Below are 21,782 nucleotides of genomic sequence, written 5' to 3'. Positions count from 1 at the left end.
CTAAACTTATCCCAAGGCATCGAAGATTTTAAACATGGGCAAGTACATAGACAAAAGAATAATTCCCACCATCCCCGCAACACCAATCATCATCAAGGGTTCAATGATACTGGTTAAAGCTTTAATGGCCTGTTCCACCTCATCTTCGTAGAAATCCGCCACTTTCATCATCATGGCATCTAATTCTCCCGTTTCCTCCCCAATACTAATCATTTGAATTGCCAAAGCTGGGAAAACATTGGCTTTTTGTAGGGCCAAACTCATCATTCCCCCCTGCTGAATTTCCGCCTTGGCACCAGCGATCGCATTGGCAATTACCTGATTACCCACCGTATTACAAACGATGTCGAGGGAACTTAAAATTGGGACACCAGAACGCGTCAGAGTCCCAAAAACCCGGCAAAATCTAGCCACAGCCGACTTTTCATTCAAATCACCAAAAAGAGGCATTTTAAGGAAAAAATGGTCAATTTGCAGACGACCCATCGGGGTTTTGTAATAGCGACGCAGTAAAAAAACCGTGGCAACAATGGTGACAATCGGAATTAAAATCAACCAACTACGCATCACACCACTTAAAAAGAGCATAAATTGCGTTAAAGCCGGTAGTTCCACCTTTAAATCGGTGAAAATTTTCGCAAAGACGGGAATTAAAAAGATCGTCATCCCGAAAAACACAACTACCGCCAAAATTCCCACCGCTACTGGATAAGTCATCGCTGATTTAATCTGGTTTTTCAAGCGGGCCATATCTTCCAAAAGTTTCGAGAGACGGTTCAGCACTTCATCGAGTACCCCCCCCGTCTCTCCAGCTTCGATCATACTGACATAAAGTTGATCAAAACATTCGGGATGTTTGGCCATCGCTTCCGATAACGGACTCCCTTGCTGTACCTCAGCACTAATCGCTTGTAGGGCTTTTTTCATCTTGGGATTACCGCATTGATCCCCCAAAACTCCCAAACATCTCACAATCGCCACACCAGCATTAATCATTACCGAAAATTGACGGGAAAAAACCGCTTTATCTTTGATGGAAATGCTGGCAAACATCAACTGTAAACCGGAAAGATCGATCTCTCCCCCCACTTTTTTGACTTTACCGACGGCGGCATATTTCGCCTTCAGCATCGTCCGGGCCTGTTCGGGAGACATAGCTTCAACTTTCTCTTGGAAAACTTTTCCAGAGCCGCTTTTAACTTGTGCGACAAAAGTAGGCATAGAACAAATCAGTTATCAGTTATCAGTTATCAGTTATCAGTTATCAGTTATCAGTTATCAGTTATCAGTTATCAGTTATCAGTTCACTGTTTACTGTTTACAGCAAAAAACTTCCCACTCTCCTATACCTTTTAAACAGGATTTAGGATTAAATCCGGGCTTTAGCGTTAGTGCTGGCCCCGGCGATAAGACGTTGTAATTCATCGGGTTTACCGCTTTTAGAAATGGCCTCTTCCAAAGAGACAACACCCCTAACAACTAAATTAGCTAATCCCTGTTCCATGGTTTGCATTCCTAACTTCATTCCCGTTTGAATTGCTGAGTAGATTTGGGGGGCTTTTCCTTCCCGAATTAGGTTAGCGATCGCTGGAGTTACCACCAGGATTTCCTGTACCATTGCCCGGCCAAATTCCCCCGGTTTAGGATTTTTTTTCTTGACTAGGTTTTGACTAAAAACTGCTAGTAAAGAATTGGATAACATGGCGCGAATTTGTGCCTGTTGGTTAGCTGGAAAAACGTCAATGATCCGATCCACTGTTCCCGCTGCTGAGTTGGTGTGCAGGGTTCCGAAGACTAAGTGACCGGTTTCTGCCGCCGTGATTGCCAAACTAATTGTTTCTAAATCCCGCATTTCTCCCACAAGGATAATATCAGGATCTTCCCGTAAAGATGCTCTTAAAGCGTTAGCAAAACTCTTGGTATCTTCTCCTTTTTGTCGTTGGTGAAACAGACTTTTTATATTAGTAAAAACGTATTCAATTGGGTCTTCTACAGTTAAAATATGTTCAGACCTAGTCCGATTAATTAAGTCTAAAATTGCCGCTAAAGTGGTAGTTTTACCCGAACCTGTTTGGCCAGTTACGAGAATTAATCCCCGCGGTCTTTCCGATAACTCCCGTACTACTCTAGGTAAATTTAATTGTTCAAAGTTAGGAATTTTAGAGGACAAAGCCCGTAAACAAGCTGCATAAGCCCCCCTTTCTTTATAAACATTGACCCTAAATCTTGCTAATCCTTTCACCCCGTAGGAACAGTCTAATTCCCAATTCTGCTCTAACTCTTTTCTTTGAGTATTATTGAGCATACTAAAAATCAATTTCTGACAATCTTGCGGGGTTAAAGATTCTTCATTAATCGGGGCGAGTTTGCCACTAATGCGAAAATAGACTGGCGCCCCAGACTGAATGTGCATATCAGAACCGCCCATCTCGACCAATTGTTGCATTAAATCTTCGATCATTAATTCCATAAGTTAAACCCCATCTTTAAGGTAAAATCAGTGAACAGTAACCAGTGAAAAGACATTGGGAAAGTGCTATTTAAGACTACTCACTTAATACTCCTTACTTAAAACTCAAATCTCATAACTGATAACTGAAAAACTGTCTTAATCACTAAATCGCGGTGTCATACAATAGGGACAATCGAGCCATTCTGGTTGTAGTTCGGCGCGACAACCACGACAGATTAAACCGCTTTTCCGTTTGGCTTTTAGTTCCGCTTCCAGACCGGAATCGGTAAATGTCACCCGTTCCACTTCTTCGAGGGTGGTGTAACCCTCGCGCACCAGATTTAAACTATAGGCTAGGAGTGTCACCATGCCCTCATCGACGGCCGTCTCCTTAATGCGATCAGTGGTTGCCCCTTGGTTAATTAACTGCTGTAGTCGTTCACTATTCTGCATTACCTCATAGACACCAATGCGACCTTTATAACCGCTGCCGCTACACTTAAGGCAGAGATTGCCCTGTTTTCGCGCCTGTTGAATTTCCTCAAGGGTGAGGGTATTAGCCTTATAAAAGGTCACTTCCCGTTCATTGGCGGCGGAAAGACCAAAACGGGCTAATTCCTCTTGACTGGGGTGATAGGCGACTCGACACTGGCTACAGACGCGCCGCACGAGACGCTGGGCCAAGACTCCCAAGAGAGAACCAGAAATCATAAACGGTTCAACCCCCATCTCATCGAGACGAGCGATCGCACCTGCGGCATCGTTGGTGTGTAGGGTAGTTAGGACCAAGTGACCAGTTAAGGCCGCCTCGATCGCTGTTTTGGCCGTTTCCTTGTCCCTAGTTTCTCCCACCAGAATCACATCCGGGTCTTGTCGCATGAATGCCCGCAGAATCGAGGCGAAATCCATGCCTTTTTCGCGAATTACCTGCACCTGGGTGATGCCCGGTAGAGAATATTCGATCGGATCTTCGGCCGTACTAATATTGACCCCGGGGTGATTTCTTTCGGCTAACACCGAGTATAAAGTGGTGGATTTCCCCGAACCGGTCGGGCCTGTCACCAGCAACAGACCAAAGGGACGACTGGCCATGTCTCGGACGATTTGCAGGGTCTTTTGGTCGGTGATTAGTTTATCTAAACCCAACTGGGTAGCCGAGTTATCGAGAATCCGTAAACAGACTTTTTCCCCGTAGCGACTGGGCAGGGTATTAACCCGAAAATCCACTTTCCGCCCTTGATACATCCGCCGAATTTTACCATCTTGGGGAAGACGACGTTCGGCGATATCGAGCTCGGCCATGATTTTAAGACGGGCTGTCACCGCCGGGGTAATTCTTTTCGGCAGTGGATCAAAAGCTTGATGAAGAACTCCATCTTTGCGAAAGCGAATTTTCAGGAATTCTTCTTGGGGTTCGATGTGAATATCGGAAGTCCCTTCCTGTAGGGCTTTAGCTATAATTTTATTGACGAGGTTGATGACGGGAGCTTGATTAGCTTCCCCTTCTCCGAGATCATCGGCCACTTCATCGTTAGCCGCACCAGAGGCCACCTCAATATTGCTGACAATACCAGTGAGATCCGAGAGTTTTTCTAGTTCTTTTTCTTTTTGCAGTCGGGCTTTTTCCTGTTCTAATTCCGATTGAGCCGAGTGGAATTTTTCCAGTAATCTTTCATAATCTTCGCTAGTAATCACCAAACGCTGTAAACCTAACTCCCTGGGGCGGAGAATACGATTAATATCGTCGGAAGCCTCGAGGTTGTCGGGATCGACCATGGCTATCAAAATCGCAGCCGGCTCTCCTTCGATCTTTCGCAGGGGGATGAGACGATAGCGACGACAAAGATCGATCGGAATCAAAGAATCGATCAATCGGGCTATTTCCAGTCCATCCACATCGCTTAATTCGGGGTCGATCGATTCGACTCCGTAGAGAATTTTTAATTCAAATAACTGATTTTTCTTGTACTGTCGCTGCAAATCCGGGGGCAAAGGGCGCCCAGTTAGTTGTTGTAATATTTCTACTAGCGATCGTCCCGATTTCCGTGTTTCCACCAGGGCCTGTTGCATTTGGTCGGCACCGATATATCCCGACTGCACCAACTTGTTACCAAAAGGGGAAAAGTAATTGCGTAGGGCAACGGCACGGGTTTTCTTGGAAGAAAATGTCATAGACGATTCTTAACCTCTCCACTACCCTTAAATGTTCCCAATTTTACTGGTAAAATTGCATTCTAGCAAAAATTTTTCCAGATCACCGATTATCTATCGGGGTCGCTTATATCCAGTTACGCATCTTGTCCACAAAATGTTACATTAAGGGTTAAACCTTGATTATTAGCTGGTACTTAAAGACCAAAATTAGCAGTAAATGGTCATATATTGCCAAATTACCCAATAAAATTGTCTACTATGAGTGCAGAACCAAATACCTCAGTAATTTTCGACGAAAACCAAGAATCCTTTCCTAATTCCCCCGAATCCCTGACCACCGAATCGGAAGCCAGTGTCACCGATGAAGCCAAAACTGTGACGGATCAGGCCGCCTCTAGCGAGGAATTTTCCTTTCTAGGTGGAATGACTATCGATACTCTACAAGAGGAAATTGATACTCTCAAACAGCAGTTAGAGGAGCAAACCCAACAGGTTGATGCCTATAAGAAACGCTATATCACTCTAGCGGCCGAGTTCGACAATTTTCGCAAACGCACAGCCAAGGAAAAAGAGGAACTGGAAACAAAAATCAAGGGCAAAACCCTGATGGAAATTCTTGGCGTGGTGGATAATTTTGAGCGCGCTCGTACTCAAATTAAACCGGCTAATGATGGCGAGATGGGTATTCACAAGAGTTACCAAGGAGTCTATAAAATCTTAGTAGAGAGTCTCAAGCGTTTAGGCGTTTCCCCCATGCGTCCGGAAGGTCAACCCTTTGATCCCACCTACCACGAAGCGATGATGCGGGAGTACACCGATGAACATCCCGAAGGCACGGTAGTCGAGCAGCTAGTGCGAGGATACACTCTCGGAGAAGATGTTTTGCGTCATGCTTTGGTAAAAGTGGCTGCCCCCAAAGAGACAGATCCTAACGCTGATCCGTCAGAATCCACTTCCATTCCATCCCAGGAATCAGTCTAAAATTCCGATGGGGATTAAACTGGTTTGAGGGTTAGGTATTAGCCAGTAGGGTCTGTATTCCCTCCCGATCACCTATCCCTCATCCCCACTGAAAGACTTTTTCTCGCTTTTATCTTTTAATTAAAAACGCTTCTATACCCAAGGCTTTTGCCCCTTGATAGTCCTCTTTTTTACTATCGCCAATATGCCAAGCTTGTGCGGGGGGACAATCATGTTTTTGTAGGGCGATTTGAAAAATTTCCGGATCGGGTTTGGCTGCTCCTGTCTGGGAAGAAATCGTGATCGATCGAAAAAAATATTCTAAGCCTAATTCGGCCAAAACTTGGTAGATACGACTATCAAAATTAGAAATAATGCCCAACTCGATCCCCTGAATCTGCCAGAGTCTTAAAGCGGGAATGACATCCTCGTACAGCAGCCAAGGCTCGGCCGTGGCAAAATGATGATAAAGTTCGCCAAAAAAAGCCTCAAAATCGGGAAATCTTTCCAGATAACCTAATTTATTAAAAACTGCCCCAGTCAGCGATCGCCACCAGCGGTACTCTAACTGAGGAATTTGTGCCGGTTCAACATCAGGAAAAGCTAGGGGTGGAGAATTGGGGAAAATAGCCAAGAAAGATTGTTCTAGACTCTCGGACACCACCTCTACCCCAAAATCCGCCGCTATTTGGCTATAAATTGCTCCGACACTGCCTTTTACCCCAAAAAGGGTCCCCACAGCATCGAGAAAAATAACTTGCGGTTTCTCCATGAGAGTTTTGTCTTTAACGGTCTAACTGAGGTTTTTAGGGTCGGTCCTTTGGGAGGACTAACACACCTAACCATTGCTTATTTTAAAGGATTATGGCCGAAATTCTCGGATCACTTGCCAAACCCTTAATACCTCTGCCACTGTCCATGCTTGGGCAAAAGCTCCCCTAGGGGTAAAAGGGGCATTACCATCGAAAATTTCACTTAAATTACCGATACAGCTATCCCGAAGATGATCGATCATCGGTGTTAAAAAACTCTCGGCTAGGATAGGATCGCGATAGACTTTCAGATGGGCTTCGATAAATGCCCCTAATAACCATCCCCAGACTGTTCCCTGATGGTAGGCACTATCTCTTTTTAAGCGATCGCCACTGTAAACGCCACGGTAATCGGGATGATCGGCATCAAGCGATCGCAAACCGCGAGAAGTTAACAATTTTAAAGCACAAATATCGACAATGGCCTTTTTCTGTGGGGAATTTAATAACTCCTCCACCGACAAGGACACGGCAAAAAGTTGATTCGGTCGTAAACTGGCATCATTACCCTTGTCCGTATCCAAAACATCATAACAATACCCCAGAGAATCGTCCCAAAAGCGAGAAAAACCTTGTAAGGTCATTTTTCTCATTTTTTCGTAATCAGTGGCATCTATGCCCAAATAATGGGCAAATTGAACCATAATTTTTAGGGCATTGAACCAAAGAGCATTAATTTCTACGGGTTTGCCGATGCGGGGAGTAATCACCCGATCATCAACTTTGGCATCCATCCAAGTCAATTGTACTCCCGCTTCGCCGGCATAGATCAAACCATCGTCATCTAGGTGAATATTGTAGCGAGTGCCGCGACGAAACCAAGCGATCACTTCCGTTAAAGCGGGATAAATAGTTCTGAGAAACTCAATATCTTGGCTTTGGTTAAAATAGCAACGAATGGCTTCAAAATACCAAAGAATAGCATCGACAGCGTTATATTCGGGGATTTCTCCGCCATCGGGTAGCAAATTCGGCAATAAACCCCGGTCTAGATAACGGGAAAAAGTTAGTAAAATCTGACGGGCGATCGCAGGTCGGCCTGTAGTCAAAGTTAACCCTCTCAGGGAGATCATCGTATCGCGACCCCAATCACCAAACCAAGGATAACCTGCGATTATCGTTTTGCCGTCCGGTTGATCCCGGAGAGGACGACTAACGATAAACTGGTCGGCAGCGAGGGTAAGTTGTTGAATCCATGGTGGCTGCTGGGGATTAATCAGACTACTCTCGTAGCGATAGCGAGACTCTAGAGAAGATTGACCGTCTAAACTGGGATCGGGACGGGTACTAGCGGCAATTGTCACCGATTCTCCCACTTTAAGAGTAGCCGAAAAACTGGCGGCATGGAGATGATTTTCTCGATCGATTAAACCACGATAACGTTCCACGGCCAAATCAAAGCGATAATACCAGATATGAGCGGGAAAAACCTGTCCCTGACTGATTAATAGATAAAAAGGTACAGCATTGTCATAGGCAATCACTCTGACTCCTTTTTCCAGGGGACTAATAGCCATTTGCCAGTTAAAACCCTGGGTATTGCCGTGAAAATCACGATAATTGACAAAAGCAGTGAGATTCAGGGTTAGGGGAGAATTGCCGCGAAGGTAGGTATAGCGGGTATAGGTGGTATTTTCTCCCTGTTCCATCCAGATACGCTTTTCTAGTAAGGCATCCCCACAGATAAAAGTCCAGACGGGAATTGTCCCTTCCAGATGAAAACTTTCGATATTAATATAGCCTTGCGGTTCGATCGTAGCACCTAACCAGCGATTGCTGGCCAGATGATAAATTTTCTGGTTATATTGTACCGATTCATCGATTTTAGTCACAAGAAGCGTTCTTTGGGTCGGTGGAGCCAAAGCAGCGATCAAGAGGCCATGATAACAGCGAGTCAGCAATCCGGCCACGGTTCCCGCAGCAAAACCACCAATACCATTAGTGACCAACCATTCACGCTTTTCAGCCACTGGGAGACAATTACAGATATCCCGACCGAAACGGAGCTTGACCATGAGCTTCCCAATTCCTAGTAATTTTGTTATAATCAAAAATTGTGTCTTTATATCTATAGACTAACTCTATCTTAAGGAGGAAAATCGGCAGTGAGTAAACGTACTTTAGAAGGAACCACGCGCAAACAGAAGCGCACTTCCGGATTTAGAGCGAGAATGCGTAGCGTCAACGGACGCAAAGTAATTAAAGCTCGTCGGAAAAGAGGGCGCTATCGTTTAAGTGTTTAGGTTATTCTGGGAACCGACTAATTTTCGTGGGATTACCCCAAGTTCATCGCTTAAAACATCGACAGGATTTTCAAGCTGTCTATGGAAAAGGGAGGCGTTATCACGGTTCCCACTTAACCTTAATTAGTTTAGAGGATTCTTGCCCAGATACCCCCGAACCGAGTCGTTTTGGTATCTCGATTAGCAAGAAAGTTAGTAAAAAAGCGGTGGTTCGTAATCGACTAAAAAGGCAAATACGAGCGGTAATTCGGGAGTTATTGCCAGAAATAGCGACAGGATGGCGAGGGATAATCATTATCCGTCCCGAGGCGATCGAGTGCAATTATGAACATTTTTTGCGAGAATTAAAGCAGTTGTTAGTGAAGGCGAATATAATTCATGGGCATTAAAGAAGAAACTTTTTATGAAGGCGGTCCGCACATCGGCGACCTAATCATCAATATACTGCTAGGATTCACAGTGATTTGTTTACCTTTAACCGTTGGGGCAGTGGTGCGGGCAATCTGGTTAAGATATAAGATAACCGATCGGCGGATTTCAATCACCGGGGGGTGGATGGGACGCGATCGCACAGATATTATCTATTCAGAAGTGGCAAAAGTGGCAAAAATGCCGAGAGGAATTGGTCTTTGGGGGGATATTGTCGTAACTCTCAAGGATAGAAGTCGTTTAGAAATGCGCGCGATGCCGAAATTCCGGGAAATTCATGACTACATTGCCGAAAGAGTCGCCGATAAAACCGGTCGTCCCCTAGAATCGATCATCAGTCAATAAAACAAAATAATCGATCGCCGAGATTCGATAAATTAGATTTGTCAAAGTGAACCCCTATTAAACGAGAAGGCATAGATTAAAGCCATGGATTTTGGAGTCGGATTTATTTCCACAAATATCATGTTGCCAATCCTAGATTTTTTCTTTCGGATTGTGCATAGTTACGGTTTCGCCATCATTGCTTTAACGCTGGTGGTGAGATTTGCCGTCTTTCCCCTCAGCGCCGGCCAGATTCGCAATATGAGAAAAATGCGAATCACTCAACCCTTGATGAAGGAAAGACAAGCAGAAATTCAACAACGCTACAAAAACGACCCCCAAAAACAACAGGAGGAAATGGGCAAATTAATGCAGGAGTTGGGCAATCCCTTGGCCGGTTGTTTACCCCTGTTATTACAAATGCCGATTCTTTTGGCTTTATTTGCGACGCTGCGGGGTTCCCCCTTCTCGGATATTAACTATACTGTCGATTTACAAGTGCTGCCGAGCGAACAAATCGCCCTCGTGCAGCGCCAACCCTATGGCACCAAACCCCAAAACGTTTATATTGACGAGTCTCTCCACTATCCCATCACCGCTTTTTTACCCCAAGGCAATAAAATCGCCCCGGGAGAACAGGTAAAAATCGACCTGCAAAACGACCAGGGCAAGTCTTTAAGCCAATTAGCCACGGAAGTACCCGAAAATAACCTAAAACCCACCTACGAGGTGCTTAAAGGGCAAGAACTGGTGCAAGTTAATGAAGACGGTTCCATCGTCGCTGTAGCCCCCGGAGATGCCAGTATTAAAGTTATCGTGCCGGGGATTGCCGCTAATACGGGTTTTCTCTTTATTGAGGCCCTGGGAAGAATTGGGGCAACCGGTCCAGATGGTGAAATTCACTGGGATATCTTGGCGATGGTGATCGCTTTCGGTATTAGTATCTATGTTAACCAAGAGTTATCCGGCGCCGGTGCGCCTTCGGGGGGAGCAGCCCAACAACAGCAAACGGTGAATAAAATCACCCCGATAATTTTTAGTATGATGTTCCTGTTTTTCCCCTTACCGGCGGGGGTATTGATGTATATCCTAACTGCGAACATCTTCCAAACTATTCAAACGGTGATTTTGATGCGGGAACCGTTACCGGAAAACCTGCAAAAATTGGTAGCGGAACAGGAAAAAACGGAAAAATCCCGCGATGCTCTCCCCTTTGAAAAACGTTCTAGCAAGAAAAAGGAAAAAACATCGTAATGAGTATATGGGAGCAAAATAGCGAGAACGCTAAACAATGGCTGGAAAAACTGCTAAAGTTGATGGCCATGTCCGCAGATGTCCAGATTGGAGTGCAGGAATTGGGAACTGGACCTTCCTCCTGTTGGTTAATTATTGATAGCAGTCAATTGAGTCCCCAACAAGTGGAACTTCTCCTCGCTAACAAGGGTGAGGGACTGGATGCGATTCAATCCCTAGCTAATACGATTCTGAATATTGGTGTCGAGGCGGCAGAACATCAATTCTATATTGTCGAAATCAATGGCTATCGTCAACAAAGACAGTCAGAACTTTTCGACTGGGTTAATCAAGCGGCGACGCAAGTGCGGCAAACAGGACAGGAAATAGAATTAAAAGCCCTATCTTCGGCGGAACGTCGCCAAATCCATGCCTTTTTTCAGGAAGAAAACGATTTAACCACGGAAAGTCGCGGCGTGGAACCCGATCGCCGGTTAGTGATTCGTTTAAAATAAGATCAAAGGGTGGGGTAAAACCTGCCCTCTTTTTTATTTTAGCCAGATATCTCCTGTCTGGAGTTTCTTCACCTAACGGAAGATTTTTGATTGTTGCAGGAGAGTTAAGTAGGGAGGCACAATTATTTGTAGGATGGGTTAGCGGTAGCGTAAACTATGCGCGCGTTGGGTTTCATGCTTCAACCCAACCTACGTTCATCTTATATTTAATTCCACCCACCCACTTAATAACTTAACTTCAGAGCATTTACAGGTACATCATCCCAAGATTCTACGGTTCTTAAAACTGCCACCCACCCCGCTTGTTTTTGTTCGTCCGTAAGATTGGTTAACCAACTTTGATGACAATCTTTTGCCGCTTGTTCGTCTTGACAGGCAATACAAGCTTGTACTAAACCACAGGGATCAATCTGTTCATTTACCCAAATAATCATAGTTAATAGCCCTACTTAACTTTATTATTATAATCCATCGATCGCCCACAGAGAAACTTTTGATATTGATAACCTGTTACATAATTGGAGGATAACTCTGAGAGTTGACAGTCCGATAAATCTATTGAAGAATGGAAATTAATTAACCATAATTCAAAAGGGTGGGAAGATGACAGATTAAAATTTGGCTTTTGTTCTGGGTTAACTAAGAGAAACTTAGGGGTTTTATCGGGAAATCTTTGGTTAAATTCCCAAGCAATTCCCATCATTTCTCCCACCTGCACTAAACTCCTATAGCTAGTGGCAATTACTAACGGATAACGGCTATTATTTTCGATAGTAGTAACTAATTTATCTGGCCGATAATACTTACGATAGCCTAAATTAAAAGTCACACTTAGGGAACTAACTAAAGCCATGATAAGGACAATAATTACTATTCTTTTCTGCTTCCTTTGCCAACAATTATCTAATAAAATTGCTAGAATTAAAATTACCGAGGGAAAGTAAACAAAACTATATCTAGCTCCCCGGGTAATATCGATCGAAAGCAGATAGGTGATGACAAAGAAAATGGCAATTGAACTGAGAAAAAATGCCGAGAGAATGCCTAATTCGGGTTTATAGGAGTCTAGCCATGCTGTTTTTAATTGTGGGATAATCCAGAGAAAAAAACCGATCATTATTGCCCCAGAAATCAAGATAATTATTAAAGATTCTGATTCAACGGGGAGCAGGGAAAGCATAGTAATTAATGTTCCCAGCAATTGAAAAAAGGGGCTAATTACTGCTAAAAAACTATCATTGTCTCTCTGAATCCAACCGGTCATCTGATTGCCATAATCTTTGGGGACAAAGGTGATAAACCAAATAATAATAAAGCTCAAGTTACCTAAAAAAACTAAACTTAAACGCCACCAATTAGTTATCCAAAAGTTTTTTTGTTTGATTTGATTGGATAAAATCCATAATAAAGTTATTGCCTCTGCGAGGATAGTTAAACTAAAAAAATAGTGGACTAATAACCCTAGACAGTTGACAATTAACCAGAAAAAAACCAAAGTAGGGGATATTCTCTGACGGTGGATAATTTTGCTGCTTGCCCTCAGAAAACAGCCTAAAGATATGAGGACAAATACAACCGCTAAAGTATAATGGCGCGCTTCTTGGGAGATAAAAACTGCGTAGGGAGAAACCGCCATTAAAATCGCCGCCAGAAAAGCGATCGAGCCGGATTTAAAGACCAATTTACTGATAAAATAAATTAGAGGAATCGAAATAACTCCCCAAAATACCGCCAGCGATCGCATTCCTTCTAAAGATACATATTCTCCCCGATCAAAGAATAATTTATTCCAGAGATAGGCGAAAATAAAATATAAAGGTGGATGATTGTCCTCCTGAATAACTAATTTAATTACATCGGCAATAGTTGCCTGATGGTTGCTCTGGAGAGGTGCTAATAAGGTGTCTAGGGAAATTATTTGATTTAACGGCACTATCTGGTAATTATTGCCAATACTAAAAACCATAGTGGCAAATTCATCCGTCCAGGGAGGTTTGCTTGTTAATTGTGTTAACCTAATAACCAGTCCCAAAATTATTACTAATCCTAACCAGCAAAAATCAGACCAAGCTAACCGCTCCTTGCTTCTTTGTTGTAGATCAGAAATGACTGTAGATAAATTCAATTTAATTGTTATCTCCAAAAGATTCGATTATTTTAACCGCTTCCGATGGGGAAATATCTTGACGGCAATTAGGATAATCATACTCCTCCCGGGCAATTAATGCCCCACTGAGACGATAAAAATATTCTCCCATTTTCATCCAATCGGAATACAAATCAGGTTCGGGGAATTGTTGCCTTAATTCCGAGTTTTTAGGTGTACCATAATTAAGCCAGTATCCTTCTCCAAATAGTGGGGAATTGAGCGCTAGGGTTCCCTCTAATTCTAAACCATCATCGCCCCTGGCGTTTTCGATTCCCTCCACCAAAAAACAGCTATTCTCGGCATTTTCAAAGAGGACTGCGTATCCTTTCCCCTCTTCTGCGAGGATTTTAATCTCGCTGGCCCGAAATCCGGGAGGGATATAGTTAGGTAAAATAATCTTAGCATCTAGCGATCGCAGTTGTTGGCGTTGACTGGCGCTCAAAGTTACCGTTTCTGCTCTCAAATATTGCCCATTGTCAATAATAACAATAGATAATCCTAAAACTAAAGGCCAGAAAAATTTTATGGTCATAATCGCGGGTTTTAAGGTCATATTCTGGAGAATATCTGAGTTTTTAGGTAATTTATCGATTATTTAACCAGATTGACGACGAATACTGCCCTTTTCCTGTTCCCCATTCCCTATTTACCGATTCTAATCGACAAAAAATCATAGCTTATCTGTGGATTCCACTTTTTTCCACTTCTGTCACCCGGAATTATGGGACTGACATCACCCCAAACCCTCTCGTATTCTAAGGTTATCGACAGGAAAGAGAGGTAACAACCATGTTAGTCAGCCACCAAAATCCAACTTTTGTCCGTAACTACTTAATCGCAGTTATCTCCGTGGTGATGATGGGTGTGGGAGTTGCCGATCTCGTCAATAATCCCTCCCGAATCGCTCAACAAAACCGTCTTGATGGTTATGGTCGCTATGTTAGCGCTGGTTTAGTTAGTGGTGCGGTCAATAATATGCGTTAATTTGCCTCTGATTCTCAATCCTGTTGAAAAGGTGTGGGGGAGTGGGAGTTTTTTCAGTGGTCAGTAAACAGTGAACAACTGATAACTGATAACTGATAACTGATAACTGATAACTGATAACTGATAACTGATAACTGATAACTGATAACTGATAACTGATAACTGATAACTGATAACTGATAACTGATAACTGAAGCTGCCTAAACCCAAGAATGGAGAGCGCGTAATTGGGGGGTTTTTTTAGCTTGGTGGGTCTGCATTCTCTGTAAAACATCATCGAGAATTGTCACCGCTTTGCGGATATATTTCCCCTTATTCAGCATGACACATTCAGCCCTTTCGGCCATAGCGGCATCGGTAATCTCGGCCCGGGAAGGAATACTTTTCTTGACCAGATTTTCTAGGACTTGGGTGGCCCAAATTACCGGAATATGGGCCGCTTCGCATAACCAGAGAATTTCCTCTTGAATTTCTGCTAGTCTTTGATAGCCAATTTCTACAGCCAAATCACCCCGGGCAATCATCACCCCAAAAGGTTGTTTACCGGCGGCATGGATGATTAATTCGGGAAGATTTTTCACGGCTAAAGGTGTTTCTATTTTGGCCACGATTGCTTTTTGTCGCCAAGCATCCCCCAAACGACTTTGTAACTCTAGCTGTAGTGTCTCGATATCGCTGGCTTTTTGTACAAAAGAGTAACCGATAATATCGGCATTTTCGGCAATAAAATCTAAATCTTGCCGGTCTTTTGCGGTCAAAGGATCGATATTTAAGACGGTATCGGGGAAATTTAGGCCTTTATCTGCTTTGAGTTTTTCCCCTTTCTCCCTAGCGTGGGTAATTTTTAGTAAAAGACCTTCCGGCATTATGGCAATAACTTCAGCCCCAATATGACCATCATCAATCCAAACTTTCGCCCCGACGGGAATTTGGGGAATAATTTCCGGTTGGGAACAATTAGCCTGAAAATACTGAGGATGGGCAGTGTGAGGCGGTTGGGTGGTTAAGAGGAGAAAATCCCCTTGATATAGTTTGGTTTGGGACTGGGGGGCTAAAATCTCTTCTAAACGGATTTTCGGGCCGGCTAAGTCCATATAAACCTTACAGGTATGTCCATTGACTAAATTTTCGGGATTTTTGACCGCCTCGCGCAGATTTTCGATCATTCCCTGCCACTCTTTCGGGCCATCATGGGCGCAATTAATGCGAATACAGTCCATCCCGCAACGCAGTAATTGAGCGATAAAATCGGGGTCGGTTGCCGCTTCCGTCGGCATTGTCACCATAATTCGCACCCGACGCCGGGGGGAAGACAGACCAAAAACTTCGGCGCTATGGGAGGCTAAAAGTTGATCTCCTTGGAAAAATGCCTCTAAAGGGGGATGTTTGGGTAATAATGAGGCTTCTTGATGACAAACCGCACCTAAAGTGGCAATTACCGCATCGAGGGTCGGTAAAACTTTCGATTCAATCCGGCCTAGGGAAGATAATCCCCAGGGCATTAAAGCTAATTGTAAATCCCGGATATCTTCTTGTCTCAGGGCGAGATAATAGGCTAAATTACGGGTGCTAGGTTGAAAATTCTCCTTTTCAATCAGGTTTTTCCACTGCTGCAATTTCTCCTCTCCTTCTACTGTTACAAAATGCCGTAACTTTTGCAGATGATGGAGGAGAGTTTGGGGGTAGGATAATTGTTCTCGTTTGAGTTGTTCTGAGAGAGTTAAAGACATAAAATCAAGTAAAAAGTAAAAATCGTCAATTAAGTAAGTGGTTTCAATTAAATCGAAGATAGATTTTGTCCTTGATCCCCCCTGCCCCCCTTGATAAGGGGGGATAAGCTAAACGGCTTTTACTTCGGATCACCGATATAGACTCCAAAAGGGTTATAGCTGTTGGATCATGCAGGTTAAGCGCCGTTTAGCTTACTCCTTAATAAGGGAGGTATCTGACAATTTTTAACACCCACCTACTTACTAAGGCAATACTCGCCTAGAAAATGATCACTTTCACCGCTCATATTGCTTTTGGCTGGTTATGGGGTCAGTTCTCAGGTATAATCTCTCTGTTTCTATACTAAGCGAATATCCCGCCTCTAGAAGTTAATTTTTGCTACGATTTGTGGCGGTTATCTTCATAGTGAGGTGGTAAGTTTTCTTTTTCGGGAGTCGCTGGTCGGTGGTCGCTACTAGAAAAGCTAGGTTTATCGGTGAAAAACTATCGATAAGCTTCCCTGTTTTATTCCATAAAATTAAAAATAATGGCGGACATTGGTTAAATCAATTATCTTTTTTGAGCTATATTCAGGCTGTATAAATTGATTAGTAACTACAGTATTAAGTTTTATGAAGGGAGGGAATGATCCAGAATCGCGACTATAATGAGTAAACAGATCATTCCTGTGTCGGCTAGAGCGAGAAAATATGTCTGCCACTGAATACGAAGCAATTATCGGTTTAGAAACCCACTGTCAACTCAACACCAAAAGCAAGATATTTTGTTCCTGTCCTACCAACTTCGATAGTCCCCCCAATACTAACGTCTGTCCCGTCTGTTTGGGTTATCCGGGGGTATTACCCGTCCTTAACCAAGAAGTCCTGGCCAGTGCTGTTAAACTGGGATTAGCTATCGATGGTAAAATCACACCTCATAGCAAATTCGATCGCAAACAGTATTTTTATCCCGACCTGCCGAAAAATTATCAAATTTCCCAGTATGATCTCCCTATTGTCGAACAGGGTCAACTAGAAATCGAGATCGTCGATAAAAAAACTAAGGAAGTTAGCCGCAAAATTATCGGCATTACCCGTCTGCACATGGAAGAAGACGCGGGAAAACTGGTTCATGCTGGCAGCGAACGTCTCTCCGGTTCCACCCATTCCCTCGTGGATTTTAATCGTACAGGTGTACCATTATTGGAAATTGTCTCAGAACCGGATTTACGCACCGGCACCGAAGCGGCGGAATATGCCCAAGAATTACGGCGTTTAGTGCGTTATCTCGGCATCAGTGACGGTAATATGCAGGAAGGTTCCCTGCGCTGCGATGTCAATATTTCCGTTCGCAAAAAAGGCGCTAAAAAGTTCGGGACTAAGGTAGAAATCAAAAATATGAACTCCTTTAGTGCTATCCAAAAAGCCATAGAATACGAGATCGATCGACAAATTGAAGCGATCGAAAATGGCGAACCAATCGTACAGGAAACCCGTCTTTGGGAAGAAGCTACTCAACGGACGATTAGTATGCGGAAAAAAGAAGGTTCTAGCGATTATCGCTATTTTCCCGAACCGGATTTACCCCCCCTAGAAGTTTCCCCCGAACAGTTAAAAGCTTGGGCGGAAGAATTACCGGAATTACCCGCTCGTAAACGTCGTCGTTATGAGGAAGAATTTGGTCTTTCCCCCTACGATGCCAGGGTTTTAACCGATGATCGCACCGTGGCTGAATATTTTGAAACTGCGGTAATTGCCGGGGCAAATGCGAAATTAGTCGCTAACTGGATCAGTCAAGATATCGCCGCTTATTTGAATAATAATAAGCTGACGATCACAGAAATTGCCCTGCAAGCACCAGACTTAGCGGAATTAGTTAAACTGATTGAAACGGGAACAATTAGTGGCAAAATTGCTAAGGAAATTTTACCGGAACTTCTCACCCAGGGCGGTTCACCAAAAACACTGGTGGAAAAGAAAGGATTAATACAAATTTCTGACAGTTCTGCGATCGAAAAACTGATCGAGGAAATTATCGCCTCCCATCCAAGCGAGTTAGAAAAATTCCGGGCGGGTAAAACCAATCTTAAGGGATTTTTTGTCGGTCAAGTCATGAAAAAAAGCGGCGGTAAAGCCGATCCTAAATTAACTAGCCAAATCTTAGATCAAAAACTTTCTGGTTAGTTATATTCAGTGATCAGTAATCAGTAAACAGTAATCAGTGAACTTAAAACTCAAATCTGATAACTGGTAACTGATAACTGGTAACTGATAACTGGTAACTGATAACTGATAACTGATAACTGATAACTGATAACTGATAACTGATAACTGATAACTGATAACTGAAAATGACCTCGCAATTAAAGCCTAATGGCCCGAAAATTCTCGCTGTTGTCAACGGTAAAGGTGGTGTGGGTAAAACCACCACTGCGGTTAATTTAGCGGCAATTTGGGGGCAGAATCAGCGTGTTTTGCTGGTGGATGCGGATCCGCAGGGTTCCTCCACTTGGTGGGTAGAAAGAAATCAAGCGGGTATGGTATTTGATTTAGCCAAGCAAATTAATACAGAGAAATTAGGAGAATTGCGTCAAATTATCGAGTACGATCTGATCGTGATTGACACACCACCAGCTTTGCGTTCCGAATTACTTACCGCAGTCATAGCAGAATCAGATTATTTAATTTTACCGACTCCTCCCGCACCGATGGATTTAATGGCTTTAATTGACACGGTACGCACGGCAGTTAAACCCCTAGGAATTGCCTATCGGGTTTTATTAACAAAAGTGGATTCCCGTAGTCTTAAGGAAACTTTAGAAGCACAAAATACTTTATTAGAATTAGGTATTCCCGCCTGTCATGCTTTTGTCAGAAATTATAAGGCCCACGAAAAAGCCGTTTTAGACGGGGTTGCTATTACCAATTGGCGCGGTAAAAATGCCCAAGAAGCCAGCGCTGATTATCGTCGTGTAGCCGAAGAATTAGAACGAGATTGGTAGATTTATGGACAGGTTTTCTAAGGACAATATTTTTGCAGTAAAGAAATCACTAAATCCAGACCATCGGGCTGAACTTGAACAGTATAGGCTTCGGCTTCAATTTGTCTGCTAAAACCCTCATAATGCATAAAAAATCTTCTGGTCATTGCCGGTGGTTCTATGGCTAAATTAAGAGCTTTAACTGTTTTGCCTCCATGACAAAGTTGAGCGGCATGGACAGCTTCATGAATTAATGTTGGTCGGGCAATACCTAAGTCAAAAACTAGGGGATGAATCCAAATAATTCTAGTTTTACTATCAAATAAACCGTAGGCTCCTCGCACTGGTGGTGGGGCAAGTTTGACGATAAAATTGTGTTTTTCTAGAGCTTTTTGCAGCAGTAAAAAATCAGGATTCGCTGCAGATAAATTTTCTCCTCCAGCTAATTGCATCCCTAGAAAAACAGCAGCGATTGTGTAATAAATGCCCATCGGGTGATAGTTCCTATTAAAGAAAAATCAAAATTAGCAGGAGGTTATTCATTGATGAATCGAACCATCGGGGAGAATTGTTCCCGTTAAAATTGCTCCAGTTAATTTCACCATAATACGCTTACCAAAGCCAATTTTTGCCCCGCGTAAATCTGCCGCCGACAGATCTGCCCCACTTAAATCCGCTCCGATGAGATTGGCTTCCTGTAAATTTGCGCCTTTAAGGTTAGCTTCGAGGAGATTGGCGCGAAAAAGATTAGCTTTGTACAGATTAGCCTTTTCTAGGTTAACTTTGTGCAGGAAGCTATCGCTTAAGTCGGCATGGCTTAAATCTGCCCCGATGAGACTGCGACTAGAGAAATCTTTTTCCTTCAGGTTAGCTCCCTGTAAATCGGCTCCGTTTAAATCCCGATAGTGAGGGCGCCAGGCGGCATGATTGTGGACCTGATGGTTATTCTGGGAGTGGCTGTGTTGACTGTGGGTTTGTTGACTGTGGGTTTTATGACTGTGGGTTTGGGAATTTTGGCCGGGTTGGCTAGGGTGAGGCTGATAGGGGGAAGCAGTTTTATAGGCGTGGGCGGGCTGTTTTTCAGTTTTAGGGGGGGAATTGGAGCGTTTAGGAGAATTTTGATGAATTTGCCGTAACTGTTCCCTAGCGTGGTTAATTTCTTGCAGTTTAGCGGTGGCTTTTTCCAAAAGACGCTGATTATCTTTGGGAATGCGATCGGGATGCCAAATAAACACCAAATCTTTGTAGGCTTGATTGATCTCGTCGAGAGATGCCCCATGATCTAACCCTAAAACTTTATAGTATCGCTCCAATTCTTTCATTATCGAAGTCCTAGTACAAGGATAAAAGCATTAACGGCCACAATTTCTCTGAGTCTTGTCGGATTTTCTAGGAGAGGATTTCTTTTAGGATAATTTGACTCTGGGAGAGTTGCCATAAAATTTGAGAAAATGTCTGGTAATTAAAAAAATCTCGTTTTTCTATCCTGTTTTGATGCGTAACTGTATAGCACATAACAGCAAAATTAGCAAATTTTTGATACAGAACTTGATTTGTGCTGTTAGGGAAGTGGGGAAGTGGGGAAGTGGGGAAGTTGGGAAGTGGGGAAGTGGGGAGGTGGGGAGGTGGGGAAGTGGGGAACTGGGGAACTGGGGAACTGGGGAAATTGAACTAAAACCCCAAAACCCCAAGACTCCAAAACCCCAAGACCTAAAACCTATCTCCTGCCGACCGCCGACCGACTGCTGTATGATAAAACTTGTCCCGATAGGATAAATCAAGGTCGTGAAATTTGGTCAGTGGTTGGGGTTTATCTGTTTAATAATGGCTCTGTATGTATTGTGGCAGATTCGACAGCTGTTATTATTGATTTTTATGGCGATCGTGTTTACCGTAGCCTTAAATAGATGTGTAAAAGGATTGCAGAGATTGGGGATTAAAAGGGGTTTGGCTATTTTAATCACCCTGCTGACGAGTCTAGGAATTGTGATTTTATTTTTTATAATTATTGTTCCCCCCTTTATCGAACAGTTTCAAAAATTAATTGAACTTTTACCGCAAGCTTGGGATTTAGTCCGCAATAACTCGATTCAATGGCGACAACAATTTCAATTTGATTGGTTGCCACCCTTGCCTAATTTAACTGATTTAGTCCAGCAGTTACAACCTTTAGGAACCTTTGTTTTTAGTAACTTTTTTACCTTCTTTTCTAACTCAGTGGCGGCCATTTTGCAATTATTATTCGTGCTGGTGTTAGCAATGATGATGTTAGCCAACCCCCAACCCTATCGACAAGCTTTCTTAAAATTATTTCCTAACTTCTATCGTCGTCGCGCCGAGGAAATTCTGACCCTATCGGAAGCGGGTTTGGGTAATTGGTTGTTGGGAATTGCCATTAGTTCAACTATGGTAGGGTTATTAAGTGGGTTCGGTCTTTTCGTTCTACAAATTAATCTAGTTCTCGTTCATGCTATCTTAGCAGGATTGCTCAATTTTATCCCTAATATCGGACCGACTGCTAGTGTGATTTTTCCCATTCTAATTGCTGTTATCGATGCACCTTGGAAAATTGTCGCTATTCTGATTCTCTATTTTATTATCCAAAATGTCGAAAGTTATTGGCTGACACCCACTGTCATGGCTAAACAGGTATCTTTACTACCGGCAATTACCCTAATTGCTCAAATTTTCTTTGCTCAAATGTTTGGCATCTTAGGTTTATTATTGGCTTTACCTTTGACAGTGGTAGTAAAAACATGGTTAGATGAATTATTATTCAAAGACATTTTAGATCAATGGGATAAAGTCCATAACAAATCTTAAATAATCTCGGCAAA

The 21,782-nt window shown here is 43.1% G+C and carries 24 protein-coding genes; 11 read left to right on the top strand and 13 right to left on the bottom strand.

Translation table 11 applies throughout. The features are described from left to right. Nucleotides 1-6 precede the first annotated feature (6 nt). Nucleotides 7-1,221 (bottom strand): type II secretion system F family protein, encoded by a 1,215-nt coding sequence (locus EWV66_RS03085; RefSeq protein ID WP_185237755.1) that lies wholly within the window; start codon nucleotides 1,219-1,221, stop codon nucleotides 7-9. Between EWV66_RS03085 and EWV66_RS24315 the strand changes: the two genes are divergently transcribed. Then, nucleotides 1,201-1,356, top strand: coding sequence for a hypothetical protein (locus tag EWV66_RS24315; protein WP_502705677.1), 156 nt, complete (start codon nucleotides 1,201-1,203; stop codon nucleotides 1,354-1,356). The genes EWV66_RS03085 and EWV66_RS24315 overlap by 21 nt on opposite strands. A 13-nt stretch (nucleotides 1,357-1,369) precedes the next feature. Here EWV66_RS24315 and EWV66_RS03075 read toward each other — a convergent pair whose 3' ends face one another. Beyond that, a complete protein-coding gene (locus EWV66_RS03075) occupies nucleotides 1,370-2,470 on the bottom strand; it encodes a type IV pilus twitching motility protein PilT (protein ID WP_052275796.1) in 1,101 nt (366 codons plus the stop codon). 138 nt (nucleotides 2,471-2,608) lie between these two features. After that, on the bottom strand, nucleotides 2,609-4,624 hold the full coding sequence (locus tag EWV66_RS03070) for a GspE/PulE family protein (RefSeq protein WP_052275795.1): 2,016 nt from the start codon (nucleotides 4,622-4,624) through the stop codon (nucleotides 2,609-2,611). A 240-nt stretch (nucleotides 4,625-4,864) separates the two neighbouring features. Here EWV66_RS03070 and grpE point away from each other — a divergent pair, with 240 nt between their 5' ends. Then, a complete protein-coding gene (gene grpE / locus EWV66_RS03065) occupies nucleotides 4,865-5,587 on the top strand; it encodes a nucleotide exchange factor GrpE (RefSeq protein WP_287108517.1) in 723 nt (240 codons plus the stop codon). Nucleotides 5,588-5,696: 109 nt separating this feature from the next. On the opposite strand, the gene EWV66_RS03060 is transcribed toward grpE, so the two are convergent. Both EWV66_RS03060 and EWV66_RS03055 read right to left on the bottom strand, forming a co-directional pair. Next, nucleotides 5,697-6,338: an HAD-IA family hydrolase gene (locus EWV66_RS03060; RefSeq protein ID WP_287108516.1), complete on the bottom strand. Its 642-nt coding sequence runs from the start codon at nucleotides 6,336-6,338 to the stop codon at nucleotides 5,697-5,699. Nucleotides 6,339-6,428: 90 nt separating this feature from the next. After that, the gene (locus EWV66_RS03055; RefSeq protein WP_287108515.1) at nucleotides 6,429-8,393 is read right to left on the bottom strand and encodes an amylo-alpha-1,6-glucosidase; all 1,965 of its coding nucleotides are present in this window, start codon (nucleotides 8,391-8,393) and stop codon (nucleotides 6,429-6,431) included. A 90-nt stretch (nucleotides 8,394-8,483) separates the two neighbouring features. Here EWV66_RS03055 and rpmH point away from each other — a divergent pair, with 90 nt between their 5' ends. The 5 genes from rpmH (at nucleotide 8,484) to EWV66_RS03030 (ending at nucleotide 11,122) form a co-directional block, all read left to right on the top strand. After that, the gene (gene rpmH, locus EWV66_RS03050) at nucleotides 8,484-8,621 is read left to right on the top strand and encodes a 50S ribosomal protein L34 (protein ID WP_002739276.1); all 138 of its coding nucleotides are present in this window, start codon (nucleotides 8,484-8,486) and stop codon (nucleotides 8,619-8,621) included. 26 nt (nucleotides 8,622-8,647) lie between these two features. Next, nucleotides 8,648-9,010 carry a ribonuclease P protein component gene (rnpA, locus tag EWV66_RS03045; RefSeq protein WP_185237375.1) on the top strand — a complete coding sequence of 121 codons (363 nt, stop codon included), beginning with the start codon at nucleotides 8,648-8,650 and terminating at the stop codon, nucleotides 9,008-9,010. After that, the gene (locus EWV66_RS03040) at nucleotides 9,000-9,395 is read left to right on the top strand and encodes a PH domain-containing protein (protein WP_002738951.1); all 396 of its coding nucleotides are present in this window, start codon (nucleotides 9,000-9,002) and stop codon (nucleotides 9,393-9,395) included. The genes rnpA and EWV66_RS03040 overlap by 11 nt, the downstream gene beginning before the upstream one ends. Nucleotides 9,396-9,479: 84 nt before the next feature. Beyond that, on the top strand, nucleotides 9,480-10,628 hold the full coding sequence (gene yidC / locus EWV66_RS03035) for a membrane protein insertase YidC (protein ID WP_287108511.1): 1,149 nt from the start codon (nucleotides 9,480-9,482) through the stop codon (nucleotides 10,626-10,628). Further along, nucleotides 10,628-11,122: a Jag family protein gene (locus tag EWV66_RS03030; RefSeq protein WP_185237373.1), complete on the top strand. Its 495-nt coding sequence runs from the start codon at nucleotides 10,628-10,630 to the stop codon at nucleotides 11,120-11,122. Before yidC ends, EWV66_RS03030 begins: the two co-directional genes overlap by 1 nt. Nucleotides 11,123-11,346: 224 nt before the next feature. Here EWV66_RS03030 and EWV66_RS03025 read toward each other — a convergent pair whose 3' ends face one another. Genes EWV66_RS03025 through EWV66_RS03015 form a run of 3 tightly spaced genes read right to left on the bottom strand, consistent with a single transcriptional unit; the run spans nucleotide 11,347 to nucleotide 13,824 of the window. After that, the gene (locus tag EWV66_RS03025) at nucleotides 11,347-11,556 is read right to left on the bottom strand and encodes a hypothetical protein (RefSeq protein WP_002752080.1); all 210 of its coding nucleotides are present in this window, start codon (nucleotides 11,554-11,556) and stop codon (nucleotides 11,347-11,349) included. Between the two features lie 11 nt (nucleotides 11,557-11,567). Beyond that, nucleotides 11,568-13,247, bottom strand: a complete 1,680-nt coding sequence (locus EWV66_RS03020; protein ID WP_287108509.1) for a glycosyltransferase family 39 protein — start codon at nucleotides 13,245-13,247, stop codon at nucleotides 11,568-11,570. A gap of 1 nt (nucleotide 13,248) precedes the next feature. Further along, a complete protein-coding gene (locus EWV66_RS03015; protein WP_052275788.1) occupies nucleotides 13,249-13,824 on the bottom strand; it encodes a hypothetical protein in 576 nt (191 codons plus the stop codon). Nucleotides 13,825-14,060: 236 nt separating this feature from the next. Here EWV66_RS03015 and EWV66_RS03010 point away from each other — a divergent pair, with 236 nt between their 5' ends. After that, nucleotides 14,061-14,255, top strand: a complete 195-nt coding sequence (locus tag EWV66_RS03010) for a hypothetical protein (protein ID WP_002738625.1) — start codon at nucleotides 14,061-14,063, stop codon at nucleotides 14,253-14,255. Between the two features lie 60 nt (nucleotides 14,256-14,315). Here EWV66_RS03010 and EWV66_RS03005 read toward each other — a convergent pair whose 3' ends face one another. Both EWV66_RS03005 and EWV66_RS03000 read right to left on the bottom strand, forming a co-directional pair. Continuing rightward, complete coding sequence (locus EWV66_RS03005) at nucleotides 14,316-14,465, bottom strand: hypothetical protein (RefSeq protein WP_287115896.1); 150 nt, start codon at nucleotides 14,463-14,465, stop codon at nucleotides 14,316-14,318. Further along, the gene (locus tag EWV66_RS03000; RefSeq protein ID WP_052278388.1) at nucleotides 14,456-15,985 is read right to left on the bottom strand and encodes a pyruvate kinase; all 1,530 of its coding nucleotides are present in this window, start codon (nucleotides 15,983-15,985) and stop codon (nucleotides 14,456-14,458) included. Before EWV66_RS03000 ends, EWV66_RS03005 begins: the two co-directional genes overlap by 10 nt. 690 nt (nucleotides 15,986-16,675) lie before the next feature. On the opposite strand from EWV66_RS03000, the gene gatB reads away from it, so the two are divergent. Further along, nucleotides 16,676-18,148, top strand: a complete 1,473-nt coding sequence (gene gatB, locus EWV66_RS02995) for an Asp-tRNA(Asn)/Glu-tRNA(Gln) amidotransferase subunit GatB (RefSeq protein WP_185237368.1) — start codon at nucleotides 16,676-16,678, stop codon at nucleotides 18,146-18,148. A gap of 50 nt (nucleotides 18,149-18,198) precedes the next feature. Here gatB and EWV66_RS02990 read toward each other — a convergent pair whose 3' ends face one another. Next, a complete protein-coding gene (locus EWV66_RS02990; protein ID WP_287108507.1) occupies nucleotides 18,199-18,327 on the bottom strand; it encodes a hypothetical protein in 129 nt (42 codons plus the stop codon). Between EWV66_RS02990 and EWV66_RS02985 the strand changes: the two genes are divergently transcribed. Next, complete coding sequence (locus EWV66_RS02985) at nucleotides 18,316-18,966, top strand: ParA family protein (RefSeq protein ID WP_052275786.1); 651 nt, start codon at nucleotides 18,316-18,318, stop codon at nucleotides 18,964-18,966. The genes EWV66_RS02990 and EWV66_RS02985 overlap by 12 nt on opposite strands. Before the next feature lie 17 nt (nucleotides 18,967-18,983). On the opposite strand, the gene EWV66_RS02980 is transcribed toward EWV66_RS02985, so the two are convergent. Together EWV66_RS02980 and EWV66_RS02975 are read right to left on the bottom strand one after the other, a co-directional pair. After that, complete coding sequence (locus tag EWV66_RS02980; RefSeq protein ID WP_052275785.1) at nucleotides 18,984-19,436, bottom strand: DUF8637 domain-containing protein; 453 nt, start codon at nucleotides 19,434-19,436, stop codon at nucleotides 18,984-18,986. Between the two features lie 48 nt (nucleotides 19,437-19,484). Further along, nucleotides 19,485-20,267 carry a pentapeptide repeat-containing protein gene (locus EWV66_RS02975; RefSeq protein ID WP_287108506.1) on the bottom strand — a complete coding sequence of 261 codons (783 nt, stop codon included), beginning with the start codon at nucleotides 20,265-20,267 and terminating at the stop codon, nucleotides 19,485-19,487. Between the two features lie 463 nt (nucleotides 20,268-20,730). On the opposite strand from EWV66_RS02975, the gene EWV66_RS02970 reads away from it, so the two are divergent. Next, a complete protein-coding gene (locus EWV66_RS02970) occupies nucleotides 20,731-21,768 on the top strand; it encodes an AI-2E family transporter (protein WP_287108504.1) in 1,038 nt (345 codons plus the stop codon). The last annotated feature ends 14 nt before the right edge of the window (nucleotides 21,769-21,782 follow it).

This window comes from Microcystis sp. M_OC_Ca_00000000_C217Col (assembly GCF_007095585.1).
GTDB lineage: Bacteria > Cyanobacteriota > Cyanobacteriia > Cyanobacteriales > Microcystaceae > Microcystis > Microcystis panniformis.
The sequence above is the reverse complement of the archived record's forward strand: the minus strand, read 5'-3'. Positions and strand labels throughout refer to the sequence as shown.